At 43.7% G+C, this 24,152-nt stretch carries 19 protein-coding genes, 5 tRNA genes and 1 rRNA gene; 4 read left to right on the top strand and 21 right to left on the bottom strand.

Features of this window, described 5'->3' with window-relative positions; genetic code table 11:
* Window positions 1-4 precede the first annotated feature (4 nt).
* The 4 genes from MCT08_RS00385 to nudC all read right to left on the bottom strand — a co-directional run bounded on the left by MCT08_RS00385 (window position 5) and on the right by nudC (window position 3,890).
* A complete protein-coding gene (locus tag MCT08_RS00385) occupies window positions 5-964 on the bottom strand; it encodes a DHH family phosphoesterase (protein WP_274677690.1) in 960 nt (319 codons plus the stop codon).
* 88 nt (window positions 965-1,052) lie between these two features.
* Window positions 1,053-1,691, bottom strand: a complete 639-nt coding sequence (locus MCT08_RS00390; RefSeq protein ID WP_053309816.1) for a TetR/AcrR family transcriptional regulator — start codon at window positions 1,689-1,691, stop codon at window positions 1,053-1,055.
* A gap of 90 nt (window positions 1,692-1,781) precedes the next feature.
* On the bottom strand, window positions 1,782-2,849 hold the full coding sequence (hemE, locus tag MCT08_RS00395; RefSeq protein ID WP_053309815.1) for a uroporphyrinogen decarboxylase: 1,068 nt from the start codon (window positions 2,847-2,849) through the stop codon (window positions 1,782-1,784).
* A gap of 252 nt (window positions 2,850-3,101) precedes the next feature.
* The gene (nudC, locus tag MCT08_RS00400; protein WP_274678640.1) at window positions 3,102-3,890 is read right to left on the bottom strand and encodes an NAD(+) diphosphatase; all 789 of its coding nucleotides are present in this window, start codon (window positions 3,888-3,890) and stop codon (window positions 3,102-3,104) included.
* A gap of 176 nt (window positions 3,891-4,066) precedes the next feature.
* Between nudC and MCT08_RS00405 the strand changes: the two genes are divergently transcribed.
* Window positions 4,067-4,561: an Rsd/AlgQ family anti-sigma factor gene (locus tag MCT08_RS00405; protein ID WP_053309814.1), complete on the top strand. Its 495-nt coding sequence runs from the start codon at window positions 4,067-4,069 to the stop codon at window positions 4,559-4,561.
* Between the two features lie 142 nt (window positions 4,562-4,703).
* Here the strand turns inward: MCT08_RS00405 and rpoC are convergent, their stop codons facing one another.
* From rpoC to MCT08_RS00470, 13 genes are all read right to left on the bottom strand, one after another.
* Window positions 4,704-8,906 (bottom strand): DNA-directed RNA polymerase subunit beta', encoded by a 4,203-nt coding sequence (gene rpoC / locus MCT08_RS00410; protein WP_053309813.1) that lies wholly within the window; start codon window positions 8,904-8,906, stop codon window positions 4,704-4,706.
* Window positions 8,907-8,985: 79 nt separating this feature from the next.
* Window positions 8,986-13,014: a DNA-directed RNA polymerase subunit beta gene (gene rpoB, locus MCT08_RS00415; RefSeq protein WP_053309812.1), complete on the bottom strand. Its 4,029-nt coding sequence runs from the start codon at window positions 13,012-13,014 to the stop codon at window positions 8,986-8,988.
* Between the two features lie 246 nt (window positions 13,015-13,260).
* Window positions 13,261-13,626, bottom strand: coding sequence for a 50S ribosomal protein L7/L12 (gene rplL, locus MCT08_RS00420; RefSeq protein WP_274677691.1), 366 nt, complete (start codon window positions 13,624-13,626; stop codon window positions 13,261-13,263).
* Between the two features lie 57 nt (window positions 13,627-13,683).
* Window positions 13,684-14,178 (bottom strand): 50S ribosomal protein L10, encoded by a 495-nt coding sequence (gene rplJ / locus MCT08_RS00425; RefSeq protein ID WP_168523632.1) that lies wholly within the window; start codon window positions 14,176-14,178, stop codon window positions 13,684-13,686.
* A 288-nt stretch (window positions 14,179-14,466) separates the two neighbouring features.
* Entirely contained in the window at window positions 14,467-15,168 is a 702-nt protein-coding gene (gene rplA, locus MCT08_RS00430; protein WP_053309809.1) for a 50S ribosomal protein L1, read from the bottom strand.
* A gap of 4 nt (window positions 15,169-15,172) precedes the next feature.
* On the bottom strand, window positions 15,173-15,601 hold the full coding sequence (gene rplK, locus MCT08_RS00435) for a 50S ribosomal protein L11 (RefSeq protein WP_053309808.1): 429 nt from the start codon (window positions 15,599-15,601) through the stop codon (window positions 15,173-15,175).
* A 130-nt stretch (window positions 15,602-15,731) separates the two neighbouring features.
* Window positions 15,732-16,280 carry a transcription termination/antitermination protein NusG gene (gene nusG / locus MCT08_RS00440; protein WP_013857954.1) on the bottom strand — a complete coding sequence of 183 codons (549 nt, stop codon included), beginning with the start codon at window positions 16,278-16,280 and terminating at the stop codon, window positions 15,732-15,734.
* Between the two features lie 12 nt (window positions 16,281-16,292).
* A complete protein-coding gene (gene secE / locus MCT08_RS00445) occupies window positions 16,293-16,673 on the bottom strand; it encodes a preprotein translocase subunit SecE (RefSeq protein ID WP_053309807.1) in 381 nt (126 codons plus the stop codon).
* A gap of 254 nt (window positions 16,674-16,927) precedes the next feature.
* On the bottom strand, window positions 16,928-18,112 hold the full coding sequence (gene tuf, locus MCT08_RS00450; RefSeq protein WP_171980930.1) for an elongation factor Tu: 1,185 nt from the start codon (window positions 18,110-18,112) through the stop codon (window positions 16,928-16,930).
* 101 nt (window positions 18,113-18,213) lie between these two features.
* Window positions 18,214-18,289 (bottom strand) — tRNA-Thr (locus MCT08_RS00455).
* Between the two features lie 12 nt (window positions 18,290-18,301).
* Window positions 18,302-18,376: transfer RNA gene (locus MCT08_RS00460), tRNA-Gly, on the bottom strand.
* 34 nt (window positions 18,377-18,410) lie between these two features.
* Window positions 18,411-18,495 (bottom strand) — tRNA-Tyr (locus MCT08_RS00465).
* Window positions 18,496-18,530: 35 nt separating this feature from the next.
* Window positions 18,531-18,606, bottom strand: a tRNA-Thr gene (locus MCT08_RS00470).
* Between the two features lie 214 nt (window positions 18,607-18,820).
* Here MCT08_RS00470 and coaA point away from each other — a divergent pair.
* Window positions 18,821-19,744, top strand: a complete 924-nt coding sequence (coaA, locus tag MCT08_RS00475) for a type I pantothenate kinase (protein ID WP_053309849.1) — start codon at window positions 18,821-18,823, stop codon at window positions 19,742-19,744.
* Between the two features lie 17 nt (window positions 19,745-19,761).
* Here the strand turns inward: coaA and birA are convergent, their stop codons facing one another.
* Window positions 19,762-20,724 carry a bifunctional biotin--[acetyl-CoA-carboxylase] ligase/biotin operon repressor BirA gene (gene birA, locus MCT08_RS00480; RefSeq protein WP_274677692.1) on the bottom strand — a complete coding sequence of 321 codons (963 nt, stop codon included), beginning with the start codon at window positions 20,722-20,724 and terminating at the stop codon, window positions 19,762-19,764.
* On the bottom strand, window positions 20,721-21,767 hold the full coding sequence (gene murB, locus MCT08_RS00485) for a UDP-N-acetylmuramate dehydrogenase (RefSeq protein ID WP_274677693.1): 1,047 nt from the start codon (window positions 21,765-21,767) through the stop codon (window positions 20,721-20,723). Before murB ends, birA begins: the two co-directional genes overlap by 4 nt.
* An 8-nt stretch (window positions 21,768-21,775) precedes the next feature.
* Here murB and MCT08_RS00490 point away from each other — a divergent pair, with 8 nt between their 5' ends.
* Entirely contained in the window at window positions 21,776-22,285 is a 510-nt protein-coding gene (locus tag MCT08_RS00490; protein WP_080996316.1) for a GNAT family N-acetyltransferase, read from the top strand.
* A 71-nt stretch (window positions 22,286-22,356) separates the two neighbouring features.
* Window positions 22,357-23,697, top strand: a complete 1,341-nt coding sequence (pssA, locus tag MCT08_RS00495; protein ID WP_171980933.1) for a CDP-diacylglycerol--serine O-phosphatidyltransferase — start codon at window positions 22,357-22,359, stop codon at window positions 23,695-23,697.
* Between the two features lie 199 nt (window positions 23,698-23,896).
* Here pssA and MCT08_RS00500 read toward each other — a convergent pair.
* A tRNA-Asp gene (locus MCT08_RS00500) sits at window positions 23,897-23,973 on the bottom strand.
* Window positions 23,974-24,002: 29 nt separating this feature from the next.
* A 5S ribosomal RNA gene (gene rrf / locus MCT08_RS00505) occupies window positions 24,003-24,118 on the bottom strand.
* Window positions 24,119-24,152 lie beyond the last annotated feature (34 nt).

Genomic DNA, 24,152 nt, shown 5'->3' on the forward strand with positions numbered 1-24,152 from the left:
CGTTTTATGTACGGTAATACGCTTCCACTGCTTCAATAAATTCGGCTAACTGAGATTTATCGAGCGCATTAATTCCAGCAGCAGCTTCCCTTCCCCCGCCTGTGGCAAAAGCACTGCACAAACCGCCAGCCCCTTGTTTATTATCTAAAGGGGCGCGTAATGACACCGTATAACTGCCATTTTGGTTTTGGGTTAAAACGGCATGCGCTGAACCGGGAGTTTGGTTAGCAAGCCAATTTCCAAATACACCACAGACTCGATGCGAAGCCGCGTCGTCAGGTAATTCAAACACACTTAACCATTGACTGCGATGAATTGGGGTTAATGACTGAGCGGCCTGCATATCTTGTTCGTAGGCCTGTTGCAGATGATAAAAGGGAGAATTGAGGTCTGCAATAACATCAAATGGAGACGGATAGACCAATAATGCTTGATACAAATTTGCTGGATGATAATGAAGCTGATCAACCGATTCTCCATAGCCGTTATAATTGATTAACGTCCCCAATTCCTTGAGCTGCTCTGCTTGATTAATGCTAAGCCCGGCTTTAATAGCTAGCTTATCGGCCTTCGCTAGCAAATTGTCACCATAAGCGGCAGTTATTGCCCATTCATGGAATTGCCCACCGAGCCATTTATCGACAATCAATGCAGTGCAAGTATCTGGATCTAAATCAATATGAGCATCAAGCAGGCGGCTAACAGGAATATCATCGGCTTGGTGATGATCGGCATAGAATACTGTCACCCCCATATCAAGAGCTCGCTGTAAAGCGGTACGATTTTTATTGAGAGAAAGATCCAACACCGTGAAGCTATCTCTCGCTTGAAAATCCAAGCCTTCAAGTAATTGAATATCACGTTTGACACCAGTAATCAACGTTGTTGTACGTGGCTGAGCAAGCCTGATTTGAAGAAGAGAGATGATGCCATCAGCATCACCATTAAAGATGTCGTAGTGCATATCAAGGAGAACCCTTCGTAATTGAATAGCCGAGAAACTAGCAGTTTCAATTGCTTAATAACAATACTCAAAGGTTATAACTAATCACTCATTGTGCATTCATTGCACGAACGCCGTCTTCTAACAACAGAAGCTGTTCTATTCCTTGCTCTGTTGCCTTCGGCTTAACCACTGCAATCATTTGCAACATGCCTTGGTGAATGACTTGCTCAGTAATGTGTGTTTTAGAAGACATTGCCGATTGATAACTAAGCCAACTTGAAGCAATCATATGTAGCGTCGTGACTAACGGCTTCATTTCATCCTCAACCACCGCCAGCAGTTTTAAGTCAACGAATGCTCGCATAATGTCAATCAGGTTACTTTGCAACTTTTCTTGTACTTGAATATATTCTTCATGTAGCACTTCATCGCGCTGAAGAATTTCCGGCAAATTGGCATAGAAGAAACGATATTTCCACATTAAGGTAAAGATCGAATCAAGATAATGCTTAAGCAGGGTCAAGCTTTCTCGTTGCCCTTGAATCGGTGTAAAACGTTCAAGTAGTTCAGCGGAATATAACGCAAAGATTTCGCGAACAATTTCTTGTTTGTTACGGAAGTGGTAATACAAATTACCGGGGCTAATCTCGATGTGAGCTGCGATATGATTAGTGGTAATGGTTCTTTCACCATGTTCGTTAAACAGCTCTAATGCCGCATACACGATCCTATCTTTTGTCTTCATCTTACCTCATTAGCTTTGAGCTCATTGATTATTCCTATCTATATTAGAATAGGAAAAGTACCTTACCAATATAAGGTACTTTAATGCTAATTACTTATGATATGGCTTCGACAACTCATGCACGGCTTCAACAAATACACCGGCATTTTCTGGTGGTACATCAAGGTGAATGCCATGCCCAAGGTTGAATACGTGACCAGTCCCCCCCTCACCAAAACCTTCTAGAATCGTTGCCACTTCTTGACGAATTCGTTCAGGTTGCGCGTAAAGCATTGATGGATCCATATTACCTTGTAAAGCAACTTTATCACCGACACGAGATTTCGCATCAGCGATATTGATTGTCCAATCGAGACCAACTGCATCACAGCCAGTCGCTGCGATTTGCTCTAACCACATGCCGCCATTCTTTGTAAATAAAGTTACCGGCACACGACGCCCATCATTTTCACGAATCAATCCATCGACGATTTTATGCATGTACTGCAGTGAAAAGAGGTTGTAGTCACGGGGGGTAAGTACACCACCCCAGGTATCAAAAACCATTACTGATTGAGCACCGGCTTTAATTTGTGCGTTAAGGTACTCAATAACACTGTCCGCTAGCTTATCGAGTAAAAGGTGCAGCGTTTGTGGCTCGGCATACATCATTTTCTTGATTTTAGTAAACGCTTTCGAGCTACCGCCTTCAACCATATAGGTGGCTAGTGTCCATGGGCTACCAGAAAAACCAATTAATGGCACTTCTCCTTGCAGATCTTTACGGATCTGACGCACCGCATTCATCACATATTGCAGTTCACCTTCAGGGTCAGGCAAACCAATTTTATCCACATCAGCTTTACAAGTAATTGGCCGTTCAAATTTAGGACCTTCACCAGCTTCAAAGTACAACCCCAACCCCATCGCATCTGGGATTGTCAGAATATCAGAAAACAGAATAGCGGCATCCAGTGGGAAACGACGCAGTGGCTGCAATGTCACCTCAGAGGCGAGCTCTGCGTTTTTACACAAAGACATAAAGTCACCCGCTTGCGAACGAGTTGCACGGTATTCTGGCAGATAACGACCAGCTTGGCGCATCATCCATACAGGTGTGCAATCGACAGGTTGTTTTAGCAGTGCACGCAAATAGCGGTCATTTTTTAATTCAGTCATTCCGTCTTCCAATTTAAGGCTTATTATTTTTTGTGGGTGCTATTCTAACATCGAATAACAGGCAAAAGCTGTGTGCTTTGCAACCTAGATCAAGTTATTAACTTTTAAATCAATGCTTAATTTGCAAGCAACATGTAACAATGTTAAAAATTTGCTCGCTAGCGAAAACTACAATAATAAACTGGGTATTAAGTACTCAGCATCTCATAACGACATCTTACTTACCCCCTCCTTCATCGGAGGGTTTTTTTTTTACTTTTCAGTAGGGTACCGTTCCTTTATTTCTGCAACAGTATGCTCAATTAAAGCTCTAGCAATCGTACCAACTGGGGCAACCTGTGGCATTTTATCGACACCAAACCAACACGCATCACTCAATTCTGTATAATCTGGCTTGATAGTACCAGACTGATATTCAGCAACAAATCCCATCATCATGCTAGAAGGGAATGCCCAAGGCTGGCTACCAAAGTAGCGAATGTTTTTCACTTTGATGCCAGTTTCTTCGAGCACTTCACGTGCCACACACTGTTCTAATGTTTCACCAACTTCAAGAAAGCCAGCAATCACGGTATACATTCCGCTTTTATGCCTTGAGTGTTGCGCGAGTAGTATTTGATCTTGCTTGCGCACCGCAACAATGATGCAAGGGAAAATGCGCGGATAATGTAGAGTACGGCATTCTCCGCACTGCATGGCCAGTTGATTATGGTTGAGAAAATTACGTCCACCACATTGCGGGCAAAAGCGTAATGTCTGGCTCATATGTCCGTACTGAATCGCTTTGCTCACAGCAAAGAATAGCTCTTGATTTAGGTGCAGAAGCTCCCGTAATGAGGTCATTTCATTTTCTTTATCAAGGTCTGCATCATTGAGCCACATCACTGGATGACCGTTATAACGCGTTATCTCAATCGCTTTCTCTTGAGGTAACGAGTAGTCAGCAGCACAACCAAATGGAAGCTCACCATTGATGGTCCAGATCTCACTTCCTGAAACAACACACCAATAAGCGGATTTTACATCACTCTTTTGTAACATGTTCATACCTCTTTCCTTGCAGTTGTTCCATTTTACTGGCAATCTAAATTCATACCAGAATTTGTAACATTGCAATTTTAGTTCTATAAATTCTTGTAAGGACAATAAGTTGTATCTACAAAGACACAACCCTACGCAAAGGAAAAGGTCACATTTTGTGGCCAGATCATGAGGGCATGGTCATGCTAAAAAAATTAAAACGAACACAAGAACAATGGGGCGGTTCCAGTGAGTTAATTGATCATTGGCTCGATACTCGTCAAACACTGATTGTAGAATACTGCAAACTTGCCGCTCTACAACCCTGTTCGGCTAAGACAAACGTAACAGAACTTCCCTCCCCTAAAGAATTACAATTATTTTGCCAACAGCTGGTCGACTACATCTCGGAAGGTCATTTTAAAATATATGACATGGTGATGGATAAATGGCGCTCCACTGGCTTTGAAGCGACAGATGAGATTAATCAGACCTATGGCAAAATCGTTCTCACGACAGAACCTCTACTTAATTTTACCGACAAATATGCAGCAGTAAGTGATGAGGATGATCTGGATGACTTCGACAGTGACCTGTCATTAATTGGTGAAATTATTGAAGCTAGGTTTGAAGTAGAAGATTACTTGATTCAATTAATCGCCGATAGCTTAGCTATTCCTCCTGGAGCTTAATCACAACCTCACTTCCAAGCATCAAGGCTTATTCGAATCGGATAAGCCTTTTTACTTTCTCGGCTCAACCTATCTAGCAGAAACTCAAAAGGCACCCGAAGGTGCCTTTATCATAACGCTTTACGATTGCTCGTTAGACTACTTATTCTTCTGAAGAAAAGCCTGCGTTTAGCAATGCTGCTAGATTATCAGTTGCTTGTTCAGCAGACGGACCTTCTAGTTGAGCAGCACGCTTAGCTTGACGCTCTTGGTGATATGCGAAACCAGTACCTGCAGGAATTAGACGACCTACAATTACGTTTTCTTTCAGACCACGAAGATCATCACGCTTACCAGAAACTGCCGCTTCTGTTAGTACGCGAGTTGTCTCTTGGAACGATGCCGCAGAGATGAACGATTCAGTCGCTAGCGATGCTTTCGTAATACCTAGTAGCTCACGTTCGAAACGAGCTGGCTGTTTGCCGTCTGCTTCTAGGTTACGGTTTGCAATCTTAACGTTTGAGTATTCAACTTGCTCACCCACTAGGAACTCAGAGTCACCAGCGTGTGTAATCGTACACTTACGTAGCATTTGACGAACGATAGTCTCAATGTGCTTATCGTTAATCTTAACGCCTTGCAGACGATAAACTTCTTGAACTTCGTTAGCGATGTAAGAAGTTACTGCATGAATACCACGTAGACGTAGGATATCGTGCGGAGTCTCTGGACCATCAGCGATAACATCACCACGTTCGATCTTCTCACCTTCAAACACGTTTAGCTGACGGTGCTTAGGAATCATTTCTTCATAAGCTTCGCCACCCTCACGAGTGATGATTAGACGACGTTTACCTTTCGTTTCTTTACCAAATGACACAGTACCTGTGTGTTCAGCAAGAATAGCAGGCTCTTTCGGTTTACGAGCTTCAAACAAGTCAGCTACGCGAGGTAGACCACCCGTGATATCTCGGTTACCGCTAGATTTCTGTGGAATACGCGCTAGTGTGTCACCAATGCCTACTTCACTGCCATCTTCAATGTTAACGATCGCTTTACCTGGTAGGAAGTATTGAGCTGGCATATCAGTACCAGGGATCATTACATCGTTACCTTTCTCATCCACAAGTTTGATAGCTGGACGCATATCTTTACCTGCTGCTGGACGAGCGGCCGCTTCAGTTACTTCACTTGAAGATAGACCAGTAAGGTCATCTGTCTGGCGAGAAACCGTTACGCCATCGATCATGTCAACGAATTGGATGCGACCAGCCACTTCAGTGATGATTGGCAATGTGTGCGCTTCCCAGTTAGCCACTGTTTGACCAGCTTCAACTGCATCGTTATCACCTTTGCTCAAGATAGAACCGTAAGGCAGTTTGTGCTTCTCTTTGGTACGACCAAATTCGTCAATGATAGTCAATTCTGATGCACGAGACGTGATTACCAGTTTCTTATCTTTGTTAATTACGAACTTAGCGTTGTGAAGCTTAACAGAACCGTTGTTCTTAGCTTGAATGCTGTTCTCTGCGGCTGCCGTAGATGCTGCACCACCGATGTGGAACGTACGCATCGTTAGCTGTGTACCAGGTTCACCGATAGATTGAGCCGCGATAACACCGACTGCTTCACCTTGGTTCACTAGGTGACCACGAGCTAGGTCACGACCGTAACACTGAGCACAACAACCGAAGTCAGAGTCACAAGTAACAACTGAGCGTACGCGCATGCTGTCAACTGAGTTCTCTTCCATGATCTGACACCACTTCTCATCAATCAGAGTATTACGTGGGATCAGAACTTCTTCTGTGCCAGGTTTTAGTACATCTTCAGCAACTACACGACCTAGAGCAAGTTCAGTTAGTGCAACTTTAACATCACCACCCTCGATGTGAGGCATCATGTCGACACCCTCATGAGTGCCACAGTCATGTTCAGTTACAACAACGTCTTGTGCTACGTCTACTAAACGACGAGTCAGGTAACCTGAGTTCGCTGTCTTAAGTGCTGTATCCGCAAGACCCTTACGAGCACCGTGCGTTGAGATAAAGTACTGTAGTACGTTCAGACCTTCTTTAAAGTTCGCAGTGATCGGCGTTTCGATGATCGAGCCATCTGGACGCGCCATCAGACCACGCATACCCGCTAGCTGACGAATCTGTGCCGCAGAACCACGAGCGCCCGAGTCAGCCATCATGTAGATGCTGTTGAACGACTCTTGTTTCTCTTCTTCACCGTCACGGTTGATTACTGTTTCAGAAGACAGGTTATCCATCATCGCTTTCGCAACACGGTCGTTGGTAGACGCCCAGATATCGATAACTTTGTTGTAGCGCTCACCCGCAGTAACAAGACCTGATTGGAATTGCTCTTGGATTTCGCGTACTTCTTCTTCTGCTTCAGCAATTTCAGTGTATTTCGCTGCTGGTACAACCATATCGTCGATACCAACTGATACACCAGAAAGTGCAGCATAAGCAAAACCGGTGTACATGATTTGGTCAGCAAATACGACTGTGTCTTTCAAACCAAGCTTACGGTAAGCTTCATTCAATAGGTTAGAGATCTGCTTTTTGCCAAGCTTTTGGTTCACGATGCTGTATGGCAGGCCTTTAGGCACGATTTGCCATAGCATTGCACGACCAACAGTCGTATCGACCATCTTAGTTTCTGTCGTGCTGTGACCGTCTTCATCAACAACAGTTTCAGTGATACGTACTTTAACGCGTGCATGTAGCGCCGCTGTCTTAGTACGGTATGCCTTTTCAGCCTCTTTAGGGCCAGCAAGGTACATACCTTCACCTTTCGCGTTGATCATTTCGCGAGTCATGTAGTACAGACCCAATACAACGTCCTGAGAAGGTACGATGATCGGATCACCTGACGCTGGCGACAGAATGTTATTTGTCGACATCATCAGAGTACGAGCTTCAAGCTGTGCTTCTAAAGTTAGAGGCACGTGAACCGCCATTTGGTCACCATCGAAGTCCGCGTTATACGCCGCACACACAAGTGGGTGTAGCTGAATCGCTTTACCTTCGATAAGTACTGGTTCGAACGCCTGGATACCAAGACGGTGAAGTGTTGGTGCACGGTTCAATAGTACTGGGTGTTCACGGATCACTTCGTCTAGGATATCCCAAACAACCGCTTCTTCGCGCTCAACCATTTTCTTAGCCGCTTTGATTGTCGTCGCCATGCCACGAGTTTCTAGCTTGCTGTAGATAAATGGTTTGAATAGCTCAAGTGCCATCTTCTTAGGAAGACCACACTGATGCAAACGTAGTGTTGGACCTACTGTGATTACAGAACGACCAGAGTAGTCTACACGTTTACCTAGTAGGTTCTGACGGAAACGACCTTGTTTACCCTTGATCATATCAGCAAGAGATTTCAGAGGACGCTTGTTAGAACCGGTGATCGCACGACCACGACGACCGTTATCTAGTAGCGCATCAACAGACTCTTGCAGCATACGTTTTTCGTTACGTACGATGATGTCCGGAGCTGCTAGCTCTAGAAGACGCTTCAAACGGTTGTTACGGTTGATCACACGACGGTATAGATCGTTTAGATCAGATGTCGCAAAGCGACCGCCATCTAGCGGTACTAGAGGACGTAGATCTGGCGGAAGAACCGGAAGCACTGTAAGAATCATCCACTCAGGGTTATTACCTGAGCTGATAAACGCTTCAACAAGCTTCAGACGCTTCGTCAGTTTTTTGCGTTTAGTTTCTGAGTTAGTCGTTTCTAACTCTTCACGCATCATTTCTACTTCGGCTGCAAGATCCATAGAACCAAGGAGGTCTTTGATCGCTTCTGCACCCATTTTCGCAGTAAACTCGTCGCCCCACTCTTCTAGACGGTCTAGATACTCTTCTTCAGTAAGCATCTGACTCTTTTCTAGATCTGTCATACCCGGTTCAGTTACTACATACATTTCGAAGTAAAGAACACGTTCGATATCACGTAGAGGGATATCCATTAGCAAACCGATACGAGATGGTAACGATTTTAGGAACCAGATGTGAGCCACTGGTGATGCAAGCTCGATGTGGCCCATACGGTCACGACGAACTTTAGTTTGTGTAACTTCAACGCCACACTTCTCACAGATCACACCACGGTGTTTCAAACGCTTATATTTGCCACAAAGACATTCATAGTCTTTTACTGGACCAAAGATACGCGCACAGAACAGACCATCACGTTCAGGCTTGAACGTACGATAGTTGATCGTTTCAGGTTTTTTAACTTCACCAAAAGACCATGAACGAATCATGTCTGGTGAAGATAGACCGATTTTGATTGCATCAAATTCTTCGGTCTTATGCTGTGCTTTTAGAAAGTTTAATAAGTCTTTCACAATCAGCTCCTGTAAGGAGTTAAAAGGCGCTCGGCGAGCGCCTTTCTACCAGGATAATCCAGAGGGTTTACCGTCAAGATTACTCTTCGTCTTCTAGCTCGATGTTGATACCTAGCGAGCGGATTTCTTTCAGCAATACGTTGAAAGACTCTGGCATGCCAGGCTCCATGCTATGGTCACCATCGACGATGTTTTTATACATCTTCGTACGACCGTTAACGTCATCTGACTTAACGGTTAGCATTTCTTGTAACGTGTAAGCAGCACCGTATGCTTCTAGTGCCCATACTTCCATCTCACCGAAACGCTGACCACCGAACTGAGCTTTACCACCAAGTGGTTGCTGAGTTACTAGGCTGTACGAACCAGTTGAACGAGCGTGCATCTTATCGTCAACAAGGTGGTTCAGTTTAAGCATGTACATGTAACCAACAGTTACAGGACGCTCAAACGCATCACCAGTACGACCATCAAACAAGGTAAGCTGACCAGAAGTTGGTAGATCACCGAGGCTCAATAGTTCCTTGATTGATGCTTCTGAAGCACCATCAAATACTGGAGTTGCAATTGGTAAACCACCACGTAGGTTGCCAACTAGCGTACGAACTTCATCATCAGACAATGTTGCAATATCAACTTTCTGACGAGTATCACCGAGATCATAAACCTTCTGTAGGAACTCACGGAACTTAGCCAGCTCTTGTTGTTCCTTAACCATTTGGTTGATCTTGTCACCGATACCTTTTGCAGCCAAACCTAAGTGTACTTCTAGGATCTGACCGATGTTCATACGTGAAGGTACACCCAGTGGGTTTAGTACGATATCAACCGGCTGACCGTTTTCATCGTAAGGCATGTCTTCAACAGGGTTGATCTTAGAGATTACACCCTTGTTACCGTGACGACCTGCCATCTTATCACCAGGCTGGATACGACGTTTAACCGCTAGGTAAACTTTAACAATCTTCAGAACGCCAGGCGCTAGATCATCACCTTGAGTGATTTTACGACGTTTCGCTTCAAACTTCTTATCGAAGTCAGCTTTTAGCTCATCCCATTGCTCAGCAAGCTGTTCAAGTTGAGATTGTAGCTCGTCGTCTTCTAACGTTTGCTCTAGCCATTTCTTACGATCGATCGAATCAAGCTTAGCTTCAGAGTAACCACCGTTTAGCAATACAGCTTTCACACGAGCAAGTAGACCACCTTCAAAGATTTGGAACTCTTCAGTAAGGTCTTTCTTCGCTTCTTTTAGCTGCATGTGTTCAATTTCAAGCGCACGCTTATCTTTCTCTACGCCATCGCGAGTGAAAACTTGAACGTCAATGATGGTACCTGAAACAGAGTTTGGTACACGTAGTGATGTATCTTTAACATCAGAGGCTTTTTCACCGAAGATAGCACGTAGTAGCTTCTCTTCTGGAGTAAGTTGAGTTTCGCCTTTCGGAGTTACTTTACCTACTAGGATGTCGCCACCCTTAACTTCAGCACCAATGTAAACGATACCTGACTCATCTAGTTTAGACAGAGCAGATTCACCTACGTTTGGAATATCCGCTGTGATCTCTTCAGAACCCAGCTTAGTATCACGAGCCACACAAGATAGTTCTTGAATGTGAATTGTCGTGAAACGGTCTTCTTGAACTACGCGCTCAGATACTAAGATCGAGTCTTCGAAGTTATAACCATTCCAAGGCATGAATGCGATACGCATGTTTTGGCCAAGCGCTAGCTCACCAAGGTCTGTTGAAGGACCATCAGCAAGTACGTCACCGCGAGCAACAGGTTCACCTGGCATCACAGTAGGGCGTTGGTTAATACATGTATTTTGGTTCGAACGTGTGTATTTAGTTAGGTTGTAGATGTCGATACCCGCTTCACCAGGTACAAGTTCATCTTCATTAACTTTAACAACGATACGAGATGCATCAACTGACTGCACCATACCGCCACGTTTAGCAACCGCAGTTACACCAGAGTCAACTGCTACGTTACGTTCGATACCAGTACCAACCAACGGCTTCTCAGCGCGTAAAGTTGGAACCGCTTGACGTTGCATGTTCGCACCCATCAATGCACGGTTCGCATCATCGTGTTCTAGGAACGGGATAAGCGAAGCAGCGATAGATACTACTTGGTTGGTAGCAACGTCCATGTAGTCAACATGTTCACGAGGGTGAAGACCAGATTCACCTTTTTGACGAGCTGTGATCAGCTCATCTGCAAACGTACCTTCTTCTGTAAGAATAGCGTTTGCCTGCGCGATAACAAATTGACCTTCTTGGATAGCTGATAAGTAATCAACTTCATCAGTCACAACACCATCAACAACACGACGGTATGGCGTCTCAAGGAAACCGTACTCATTACAACGTGCAAATGCAGATAGTGAGTTAATTAGACCGATGTTCGGACCTTCTGGCGTTTCGATCGGACATAGACGACCGTAGTGAGTTACGTGTACGTCACGTACCTCAAAGCCAGCACGCTCACGAGTTAGACCGCCAGGACCCAATGCAGAAATACGACGCTTGTGCGTTACTTCTGAAAGCGGGTTGTTCTGGTCCATAAACTGAGATAGCTGTGAAGAACCGAAGAATTCTTTAACTGCCGCAGAGATAGGCTTAGCATTGATCAAATCTTGAGGCATGATAGCATCAAGATCGCCAAGGCTTAGGCGCTCTTTAACTGCACGTTCAACACGTACAAGACCTACGCGGAATTGGTTTTCAGCCATTTCACCAACAGAGCGGATACGACGGTTACCAAGGTGGTCGATATCGTCCACTTCGCCAATACCGTTACGGATTGCGATCAACTTCTTCATCACTTCGATGATATCAGTCTCGTCAAGCGTACCTTGCTCACCTGCATCTTCACGCTCAATAGAGCTGTTGAACTTCATACGACCTACCGTTGATAGATCATAGCGTTCTTCTGAGAAGAATAGGCTTTCAAACAGTGATTCAGCTGCTTCTTTTGTTGGTGGCTCGCCAGGGCGCATCATGCGATAGATTTCTACAAGCGCAGAGATACGATCAACAGTGCTGTCGATACGTAACGTCTCTGACATAAATGGACCATGATCTAGATCGTTCGTAAATAGAACTTCTAGTTGCTTATAGCCCGCTTGTGAAAGGTTCGCTAATGCTTCCAAGCTAATTTCTTGGTTTGCCGCAACGATAATCTCGCCAGTCGCTTCATTGATGTAATCTTTAGAAGCAACTTTGCCGACGATGTACTCAACAGGTACATCGATAAACTCAACACCATCTTTTTCTAGTTGGCGGATATGGCGAGCCGTTACACGGCGACCTTGCTCAACGTAAACCGTACCATTTGCTTCAATGTCAAAAGACGCAGTTTCACCACGTAGACGTTCAGGAACCAACGCCATTAGTAGTGTTTTGTCTTTAACTTCAAAGTTCACTTTCTCGAAGAATAGATCCAAGATCTCTTCTGTCGATTTGCCAAGTGCACGAAGAATAATAGATGCAGGTAATTTACGACGACGGTCGATACGTACGTACAGGTTATCTTTTGGATCGAACTCAAAATCTAACCATGAACCACGGTAAGGAATAACACGTGCGTTATAAAGAACTTTACCTGATGAGTGAGTTTTACCCTTATCGCTGTCGAAGAATACGCCTGGGCTTCGGTGCAGCTGGGATACGATAACCCTCTCGGTACCATTAATTACGAAGGTACCATTGTCTGTCATGAGTGGAATTTCACCCATGTAGACTTCTTGTTCTTTAATATCTTTTACAGTACCTGCTGGCGCGTCTTTATCAAAGATCACTAGACGTAATTTTACGCGTAGTGGTTTTGAATAAGTTACACCACGAATTTGACATTCTTTAACGTCAAAAACTGGCTCACCAAGACGATAGCTAACGTATTGCAGCTCAGAATTGCCGTTATAGCTCTGAATAGGAAATACAGAACGAAAAGCAGCCTCAAGACCGTATTGTCCTTCAGGATCCTGTTCGATAAACTTGTCGAACGAATCGAGCTGGATCGATAGCAGGTATGGAATGTCCAACACTTGTGGACGAGTACCAAAGTCCTTACGGATGCGCTTTTTCTCGGTATAAGAGTAAACCATGGGGTTCCTCAGCTCGCTGATAAGTGACCCAAACTGTCCGCCTAGTATTAAATAAAAGGTGATGGGACAGTGACTAACAGCTGTTTAATGTAGTAAACACATAACCTAAAAAATGGTTGTGTGTGTTTTTGCACGAATATAAGCGTTTAAACAGCGGGAAAATTCGCCTATACCCTACAGCGCAAAAAGGCCGGTGGTCAATAAACCACCAGCCATTAGCCTTGCGGCTAAGAAATCAAGTAATAATTACTTGATTTCAACAGAAGCGCCTGCTTCTTCTAGCTGAGCTTTAAGAGCTTCAGCTTCAGCTTTGTCAACGCCTTCTTTTAGCGCTGCAGGAGCTGAGTCTACAAGACCTTTAGCTTCTTTAAGACCTAGGCCAGTCGCGCCACGTACTGCTTTGATTACAGCAACTTTGTTTGCGCCAGCAGCAGTTAGGATTACGTCGAATTCAGTTTGCTCTTCAACAGCTGCTGCTGCTGCGCCGCCTGAAACTACTGCAGCTGCAGCAGAAACACCGAATTTTTCTTCCATAGCTTCGATAAGCTCAACAACTTGCATTACAGACATTTCTGCAACTGCGTCTAGGATTTGCTCGTTAGTAATAGACATAACAATTCTCTTTTAAGTCAACAATAAGTTTATTTTGCAACCAGTAAAAAGCAAGGCTTAAGCCGCAGCTTCTTCTTTTTGATCGCGGATAGCAGCGATAGTACGTACCAGCTTGCCAGCAGAAGCTTCTTTCATGCACATCATTAGGCGTGCAATAGCTTCGTCGTAAGTTGGTAGTGTCGCTAGTAGTTCAGCGTCAGTAATTGCGCCTTCAAATGCAGCTGCTTTGATTTCAAAGTTCTTGTTCTCTTTAGCGAAGTCTTTGAAAAGACGCGCTGCAGCACCTGGGTGCTCGGTAGAGAATGCAATCAAAGTAGGACCAACGAATACGTCTTGTAGACATTCGTAGTCTGTGCCTTCTACTGCGCGACGAGCTAGAGTATTACGAACAACTCTCATGTAAACACCCGCTTCACGAGCTTGTTTACGTAGAGAAGTCATCGCGCCTACTTGAACGCCACGAGAGTCAGCAACAACTGCAGAAAGTGCACCACTGGCAGCTTCGTTGACTTCAGCAACAATTGCTTTTTTGTCTTGAAGGTTTAAAGCCATCTTGGATTTACTCCTGGTTGTCGTTACACCACTCACTATTATCACAACAGTGAGAGTTATTTCGGTGCAGTCCCAGAAGAAAGATTATCTATTAAAAATAAATTCTGCTTTCTGTCAGTTCGGGCACCATCTACGTAGGTACGATTAAGTTATTTATCTAAAAAGACAAACAGCGCCTACGGTCTTGGACGGAGACTGGGTCATAATTCTAAGAACTAAAGTTCAGCCCCAACCACAAATATTAGGCGCAGAATTATACACAAATTCTGCGCCTAATCAAATGTATTATTATGCTTGAGTGTTCAGAGTATTCTGATCAACAGCAACGCCAGCACCCATTGTAGTAGAGATGCTAACTTTCTTCAGGAAAGTACCTTTCGCTGAAGACGGTTTTGCTTTCTTAAGCGCAACTAGTAGAGCTTCTAAGTTCTCTTGTAGTTGGTTGGCATCGAAAGACACTTTACCAATGGTAGTGTGGATGATGCCGTTTTTGTCGTTACGGTAACGAACCTGACCAGCTTTAGCATTCTTAACAGCTTCAGCAACGTTAGGAGTTACAGTACCAACTTTAGGGTTTGGCATTAGACCGCGTGGACCTAGGATAGTACCTAGTTGACCAACAACGCGCATTGCATCTGGAGAAGCAACCACTACGTCGAAGTTCATTTCGCCTTTTTTCACTAGCTCAGCTAGATCTTCCATACCCACTAGATCTGCGCCTGCTTCTTTAGCAGCTTCAGCGTTTGCACCTTGAGTGAACACTGCAACGCGGATGTCACGACCAGTACCGTGAGGTAGTACAGTTGCACCACGTACGTTTTGGTCAGATTTACGAGCATCGATACCTAAGTTTACAGCAACGTCTACAGACTCAACGAATTTAGCTGTAGCTAGTTCTTTAAGAAGTGCTACTGCTTCGTTGATTTCGTATTCTTTAGTTGCGTCTACTTTTTCACGAATAGTGCGCATGCGCTTAGTTAGTTTTGCCATGATCTTAACCCTCTACCACTAGGCCCATTGAACGAGCAGTACCCGCAATAGAACGTTTCATCGCTTCAATGTCAGCACCAGTCATATCTGCAGCTTTAGTTTCTGCGATTTCTTGGATTTGAGCATCAGTGATCGTACCCACTTTTTCAGTGTTTGGACGACCAGAACCAGACTTAAGACCAGCCGCTTTCTTAAGAAGAACTGCAGCAGGTGGAGTCTTAGTTACGAACGTGAAAGAACGATCGCTGTATACTGTGATAACAACTGGAGTAGGTAGACCTTTCTCCATTGATTCTGTTTTCGCGTTAAACGCTTTACAGAATTCCATGATGTTAACACCGTGTTGACCTAGAGCAGGACCAACTGGTGGACTTGGGTTTGCCATACCAGCTGCAACTTGCAACTTGATATAAGCTTCAACTTTCTTAGCCATGATATTTCCTAAATTTGGGTTCAGACGCTAATCAACCGATCAGCTCCCCGGTTTTGTCATAAAGACCTGTAAAAAGGCGCGAAATTATAATCACATTTCACACCCTAAACAACCCTAAAAAGGTGTTTTTTTAATCAAGTTTATCAACTTGACCAAACTCAAGTTCTACTGGTGTCGCACGACCAAAGATCGATACCGATACTTTAATGCGGCTCTTCTCGTAATCCACTTCTTCAACTGTTCCGTTGAAATCAGCAAATGGACCTTCGTTAACACGAACCACTTCACCCGCTTCAAACATCGTCTTAGGACGAGGCGCTTCACTCGCTTTCTCTAGACGATTAAGAATAGCATCAGCTTCTTTATCAGTGATTGGTGCAGGACGATCAGAGGTTCCACCAATGAAACCCATTACACGAGGAACGCTACGTACTAAGTGCCATGATTCATCATTCATCAGCATTTGGACTAGTACATAACCTGGAAAGAACTTGCGCTCACTCTTACGGCGTTGGCCAGCGCGCATTTCAACGACTTCTTCCGTTGGTACAAGAACTTCACCGAAGAACTCTTCCATCGCGTGCATTTTAATATGCTCACGAAGCGATTGAGCTACGCGACCTTCAAATCCAGAGAAGGCTTGAACTACATACCAGCGTTTTTTAGGAGCTTCACTCATGTATTAAACCCTCTATACCCCAGTTACCAATGCAACAAGACGAACCATAATGCCGTCAATGCCCCACAGTACTAGAGCCATTACGATACTTACAGCTAAAACGATAAATGTGGTTTGCATGGTTTCTTGGCGTGTAGGCCATACCACTTTACGAACTTCCATACGAGATTCGCGTGCAAACACAATCGCAGCTTTTCCTTTTGTGGTTGTTGCTGCAACACCGAGTGCTGCAATAATTAACACAACCACACCTGCAGCACGAAGCACTACAGACATTTCACCATACAGGTAATTACCCACAACAGCGGCAGCTAACAGAGCAAAAGTGACAATCCACTTAAATGTGTCTGCTGCACTTGAGCTATCAGGAGTTTCAGCATTGTTTGCTTTCATAAACCAACCTGTTACAAGTCTTAATATAGACGACAACAACCCCGCTGTTGCAGGGCAAATCCATAGCACAGGTAAAGGTTACCTATACATACTCATCAAGATAAAGACTTCTCTATCTTAAATCCTTTGCACTGGCTTTATCGACCAACAAATCGACAATGACCAATTTTAGCGCAGAAAAAGGGCATCAAATGATGCCCTTTTTGGTAGTCGTTAGTCAAATACTATTCGTATTTAAACGGCTAAATCAGCAATTAAGCGATAACTTTAGCAACAACACCAGCACCAACTGTACGGCCACCTTCGCGAATCGCGAAACGTAGACCTTCATCCATCGCGATTGGAGCGATTAGCTCTACAACCATTTGGATGTTGTCACCTGGCATTACCATTTCTACGCCTTCTGGTAGAGAAATATCACCAGTTACGTCAGTTGTACGGAAGTAGAACTGTGGACGGTAGCCTTTGAAGAACGGAGTATGACGGCCGCCTTCATCTTTAGACAGTACGTATACTTCTGATTCGAACTTAGTGTGTGGAGTGATTGAACCAGGCTTAGCTAGTACTTGACCACGTTCAACTTCGTCACGCTTAGTACCACGTAGAAGTGCACCAACGTTCTCACCCGCACGACCTTCGTCTAGAAGCTTACGGAACATCTCAACACCAGTACATGTGGTTGTTACTGTGTCTTTGATACCAACGATCGCTACTTCATCACCTACACGTAGGATACCGCGCTCGATACGGCCAGTTACTACTGTACCACGACCTTGGATTGAGAATACGTCTTCGATTGGTAGTAGGAACGCTTGGTCTACTGCACGCTCTGGCTCTGGGATGTAAGTGTCTAGCGCTTCTGCTAGCTCAATGATTTTAGCTTCCCATTGCTCTTCGCCGTTTAGAGCACCTAGAGCTGAACCTTGGATTACTGGTAGATCATCACCTGGGAAGTCGTACTCAGATAGAAGTTCACGAACTTCCATTTCTACTAGCTCTAGAAGCTCTTCATCGTCAACCATGTCACATTTGTTCATGAATACGATGATGTAAGGAATACCAACTTGGCGACCAAGTAGGATGTGCTCACGTGTTTGTGGCATTGGGCCATCTGTTGCCGCAACAACTAGGATACCGCCGTCCATTTGCGCAGCACCTGTGATCATGTTTTTAACATAATCCGCGTGTCCTGGGCAGTCTACGTGTGCGTAGTGACGTGCTGGAGTATCGTACTCTACGTGAGAAGTATTGATTGTAATACCGCGCTCGCGCTCTTCTGGAGCGTTATCGATAGATGCGAAGTCTTTCGCAACACCACCGTACACTTTTGCAAGTGTAGTACAGATAGCAGCAGTTAGAGTTGTTTTACCGTGGTCAACGTGGCCGATAGTACCAACGTTTACGTGCGGTTTCGTACGTTCAAATTTTGCTTTAGACATGAGTTGTCCCTCTAGGTACGGATTTAGGTGGCTTTGATGACCACGCAACCAAAATTATTGGTAAGAAGTATATATCAAAAGGAAATTATTGCTTAGAGAGCTGGTGCTGATACCCAGATTTGAACTGGGGACCTCACCCTTACCAAGGGTGCGCTCTACCGACTGAGCTATATCAGCACTCAAAATGGTTGGAGCGGGCAGCGGGAATCGAACCCGCATCATCAGCTTGGAAGGCTGAGGTAATAGCCATTATACGATGCCCGCACACGTAACTCTGAGAGCTATTTCCTTAAGAATATGGTGGAGGGGGACGGATTCGAACCATCGAAGGCAGTGCCGGCAGATTTACAGTCTGCTCCCTTTGGCCACTCGGGAACCCCTCCAAATTTTTCGCCACTCCTCCTCAAATAAGGAAGAATGGTGCCGACTACCGGAATCGAACTGGTGACCTACTGATTACAAGTCAGTTGCTCTACCTACTGAGCTAAGTCGGCATAAGTGGGGCGCATTCTATTGAATGATGTTCTAGCTTGCAAGACCAAATTTAAAAAAAAATCTATTTTTCTGTAATTTTCGCTTATTCGTTGCTTTTTCGGACTAATTGCGTTTTCTAGCTCAATTCTCTCACTTTAGAAGTTTGCATTCTTTTCACCTTGAGGTATGTTTCATCCTCTTAATTTCTCTCTTATTTTCATTGCCGAGTATTCTATGGGTCCTTACATCTCTTTTGATCGCCATCAATGGGCGGAGTTACGCAACTCTGTACCGATGACTTTATCTGAAGCCGATCTAAAGGAACTGCAAGGGATTAATGAAAATCTGACGATGAAAGAAACCGAAGAAATCTACTTACCTTTGGCTCGTTTACTCAACCTATATGTCGTAGCAAGACAGAGCCGAAACACGGTTCTTCACCAGTTTATTGGTAACACGGACATTGCTCCACCATTTGTGATTGGTATTGCTGGCAGTGTTGCTGTAGGAAAAAGTACGACAGCTCGCCTATTAAAAGCTCTACTTTCACGATGGGAAAACCACCCTAAAGTTGAATTGATCACCACCGATGGCTTTTTATTTCCTAATCAAGTATTGAATGAAAAAGGAATAATGCAACGAAAGGGCTTTCCTGAATCCTATGATATGAAACGCCTCGTGCAGTTTGTTTCGGATGTTAAAGCAGGAAAGCGTCATGTTTCAGCACCAGTCTACTCACATCTTACTTATGACATTACAAGTGAAGAAAAAGTAGTAGATAGGCCTGACATTCTGATCATTGAAGGCTTGAATGTCCTTCAGAGTGGTATGGATTATCCCCATGACCCTCATCGCGTGTTTATTTCAGATTTCTTAGACTTTTCTCTTTATGTTGATGCTGATAGCGAACAGATTGAAAAGTGGTACGTGGAACGATTTATGAAATTTCGTCATGGCGCTTTCAAAAAATCTGGTTCTTACTTCAGTCACTATACAAAACTATCAGAGCAAGAAGCGCGGGAAAAAGCACAAAGTATCTGGCATTCCATCAATGGTAAAAACCTGCAAAGCAATATTCTACCGACAAAAGAACGTGCCCAGCTTATTTTACGCAAAGGGGTAAATCATACCGTTGAAGAGATATTGTTGCGAAAGTAATGGATTTACAGATACATCTATTCAGCCTTACGTAATGAGATCTCACCACCAATATAGCTTTGTAAGCCATTTTCAGTTTGAAGTAAAACTGCACCGTGCTCACTAATTCCATGCACTGTTCCATAGATTTCTCGCGGACCGATGATCAACTTAACTTTACGACCGATGAAATTATCAAGGCGATTCCAGCGCGGCACAAAATCTTTCATACCGTTCATTTCATAATCACGTAGAGCGTGGTCCAGAGATTGGATAAACGCAATTGTGAGCTGGTTCCGATCAATATTGGCACGATCAGTGACTTGTGACAGGCTAGCCCAAGGTTGATCAATTGATGATTCATTTTCCGACATAAAAATGTTCATCCCCATGCCAATAACTAAATGCGCTGCTGCTCCAGCCTGACCAGTCAATTCAACCAAAATTCCAGCAAGCTTTCTATCTTGAAAATAGAGATCATTTGGCCATTTCAGCTTAACTCCGTCAAACCCTAGGCGTTCTAAAGCCTCAACAATGGCAACCCCAACCACCAAACTAAGTCCCATGGCTGCAGCCATTCCAGCCTCTAATCTCCAATACATTGAAATATAAAGATTACTACCAAAAGGAGAGATCCATTGGCGACCACGACGGCCACGACCATTAGCTTGATACTCGGCTAAGCACACGCTCCCCGATGGCAAACTATCAATTTTTTCGAGTAAGTACTGGTTAGTCGAATCAATGATAGGAAAGAGTTTGACAGGGTTATCGACCGCTTCTTGAACGACGTCTTCGTTAAGTAAGCTCAGAGGTTGAGCAAGTTGATACCCCTTCCCCTGCACACGAAAAACATCAATACCCCATTCTTGGATGCCCTGCATGTGCTTGCTAATAGCAGCACGAGAGATGCCAAGTCCAGCCCCTAAGGACTCTCCTGAGCAGAAATCACCCTTGGCTAAATGTTTTAACAAAGATAATTTAACGCTATGATCTTTCAATCTTGCTTCTCCATAATTTGCTGTAGCGTTGTTTCTTTCTTGTTGTCTAAAAATCGGACTTCATGCTCTAAATAGATAGAATATTTACTGTAAACCGTCTTACAAATTTTCGAAGCAAGTTGAATAACATCTTCCGCGGTTGCATCACCACTGTTGACAATAACAAGAGCTTGTTTTGGATGCACTTGAGCCCCTCCAACACGAACACCTTTTAGCCCACACTGATCAATCAACCAACCCGCAGCAATTTTTCTACCGCCATTAACCGGGTAAGAAACTATATCAGGATAACGCTGTAATAATACTTCCCATAGACTTAGACTAATAATAGGATTCTTAAAAAAGCTGCCAGCATTACCAAGTATTCGGGGATCAGGTAATTTAGCTTGGCGCGTTGCACATATACACTGATATATATCCAACAATGTGCAAGATTCGGCATTAAGATCCTGTAACGGTCCATAATTCAGAGTGGGTTGCCAATTTTTCTGAAGTATTAATCCAATCGCAACCACAATAGCTTTGCCATATAGCTGATGTTTGAAAATAGAGTCTCGATAACCAAACAAGCACTCTTGGGCTGTTAAACGTCTAACGGTAAATGACTCTAAACATAGATAATCAACGTAATGACAAACATCTTGAAACTCTACGCCATAAGCTCCGATATTTTGGATCGGGGCAGAGCCCGCACAACCGGGTATCAAGGCTAAATTTTCAAGACCTGCGATATTTTGTTCCACCGTCCACTCAACAAGTGAAGGCCAATCTTCCCCACCAGAGATATGTAAATAGTGATAATTTTCATCCTGTGTATGCTGCAACCCTTTAATTTGGTTGCTTAATACCACACCTTGAAACTCACTAGTGAATAGTACATTACTTCCCTTACCGAGTATAAGTTTGGGTAAATTGTGCCATTGCGGGCTCTGATAAACTTCAATCAAATCTTGTACTGATTCAATTTCAACTAGGAAGTGGCATGACTGCTCAATAGCAAAAGTATGGTGGTCTTTGAGATTAGCGTTGGGATGTAATTGCATGGCATTCTATGAATAAATTAAACTCGCTTCATTCTACAACAGATAGTTATATGAAGCAGAAAGAAATGACTGAACTACACTTTGAAGTCCTTCCCCCAATCAAACTCCCCTTGATCAAGCGGATCTATAAAGATCACTATCCTTCAGCAAAAGCAAAGAAAGATGAGCTGTGTATTGTGGGGACTATCAACGGCGCGATATGCACTGTGGTTAGATTTAGAAGCATTGAACAATATCGATTATTAACTGGCATGCTTGTTGTTCCAGTGCATAGAGGGCAAGGAGTTGGCTCACAGTTGCTCGGCTATTGTGAATCTCACATTCTGACCTCACAAGACTATTGTTTTGCCTATAGCCATCTAGAAAGTTTTTATTGTGCGCACGGTTTTAGGACTTTAGCGCCAAATGAAATACCACAAAGCCTCATGCAGCTTCTAGAGCGCTATTTACGTAGTGGCAAAGATCTCATTCCTATGCGATACATGGGAAAAGCTAGTGAGAATAATCAGCTTCTCTAGCAATTCATCACTCTAATTTGATACTATCTAGAGTTCGCAATTTTGCAAATAAGTAAGGTATATCATCCAATATGATTGCTCATAGAAATCCATTCGAACACCTGCCAACTATTGCACAATCGCCAGATCAATTTGAGGTTTTATTTTCCGCCAAAGAATTTAAGAATCACTTGATTGAGTCGATCCGTCAGGCAAGTAAGCGGATTTATCTTGTGGCTCTTTATTTAGAAGATGACGAAGCGGGCAGAGAAGTTTTCAACGAACTTTATCAAGCCAAGCAAAGAAACCCAGGCTTAGACATTGTAATTTGCGTTGATTGGCACAGAGCTCAGCGTGGCCTCATTGGCGCTGATGCATCTGAAGGGAATGCTTCAATGTACAAAGAGTTGGCCCAAAAGCATGAGCATGCAATTCCCGTTTACGGCATCCCCGTCAGAGGTAGAGAGGTTTTTGGTGTTTTACACCTCAAAGGTTTCATCATTGACGATCAAGTAATTTACAGTGGGGCTAGTCTCAATAACGTTTATCTGCATCAGCAAGAGCGCTATCGATTCGACCGTTACCATACTATCGATAATGAAACACTGGCAGACTCAATGGTGAAATTCATTCACCAAACAATGATCAGCCATCCAGCTGTCAATGACTTAGCCTGTACATCAAAACCAAAAACAAAAGATATTAAAGCCGACATCCGTCAATTTCGCGCAACTTTGGCTTTAGCAAACTATGAATTTGAAACACAAACGATAAGCGCAGAGCAAGTTGCTTTAACGCCATTGGTTGGCATTGGCAAACGTAGAAATAAGCTCAATCACCATATTAATCAATTGATAGCTCAAGCCAAAGATGAAGTTTTTATCTGTACTCCATATTTTAATTTCCCCAAAAGTGTTGCTAAGGAAGTCAAAAGAGCATTAAAAAGAGGAGTAAAAGTTCATATCGTGGTCGGTGATAAAACAGCCAACGACTTCTATATCTCTCCTGAGCAAGATTTTAAAACTATTGGTGGATTGCCTTATTTATACGAAATAAATCTGCGTCGTTTTGCCAAAGCCAATGAAGCCAATATCGCTAGCCGAAACCTTTCTATTCATCTTTGGAAGCATGATGAAAATAGCTTTCACCTAAAAGGGATATGGGTAGATAAACGCTATATGCTAATTACAGGCAATAACTTAAATCCAAGGGCTTGGAAGTTAGATCTAGAAAATGCGATTCTTATCCAAGATCACTACCATCATCTTACTGAAAAATTTGATCGTGAAATCGAAAATATCCTTAAGCACACTCAATTAGTCTGTACTTACAAGCAATTAGAAAAAATTGAGGATTACCCTAATTCGGTGCAAAAGCTATTACGAAAAGTCACCAGAGTTAAAGCAGATAAAGTACTTAAGCAAATTCTATAATACCCAACTCTCGATAGCAAAAGCCGATCACATTATGTATCGGCTTTTTTATACTCATTTTTTAGTGCTGTGCACATCTGTCGCTGTAGCAATAAGACATGGGAAGAGAAGAGAGGCTAGTAGGAAAAGAGGTAACGAGTATAGTTTAATGCCCTAAACGCAAAAAACCCCAGCATTGCTGCTGGGGTTTCTAATAAAGTGGCGGAGCGGACGGGACTCGAACCCGCGACCCCCGGCGTGACAGGCCGGTATTCTAACCAACTGAACTACCGCTCCGCTGCGTGTCTGGTTAGACAATATTCAAAGCCTGGCGATGTCCTACTCTCACATGGGGAAGCCCCACACTACCATCGGCGCTATTGCGTTTCACTTCTGAGTTCGGCATGGAGTCAGGTGGGTCCGCAACGCTATGGTCGCCAAGCAAATTCTTTAATTCGGAAAGCTGTCTTCGTTCT

Source organism: Vibrio aestuarianus (genome assembly GCF_028858425.1).
In the GTDB taxonomy this organism is placed as follows: domain Bacteria; phylum Pseudomonadota; class Gammaproteobacteria; order Enterobacterales; family Vibrionaceae; genus Vibrio; species Vibrio aestuarianus.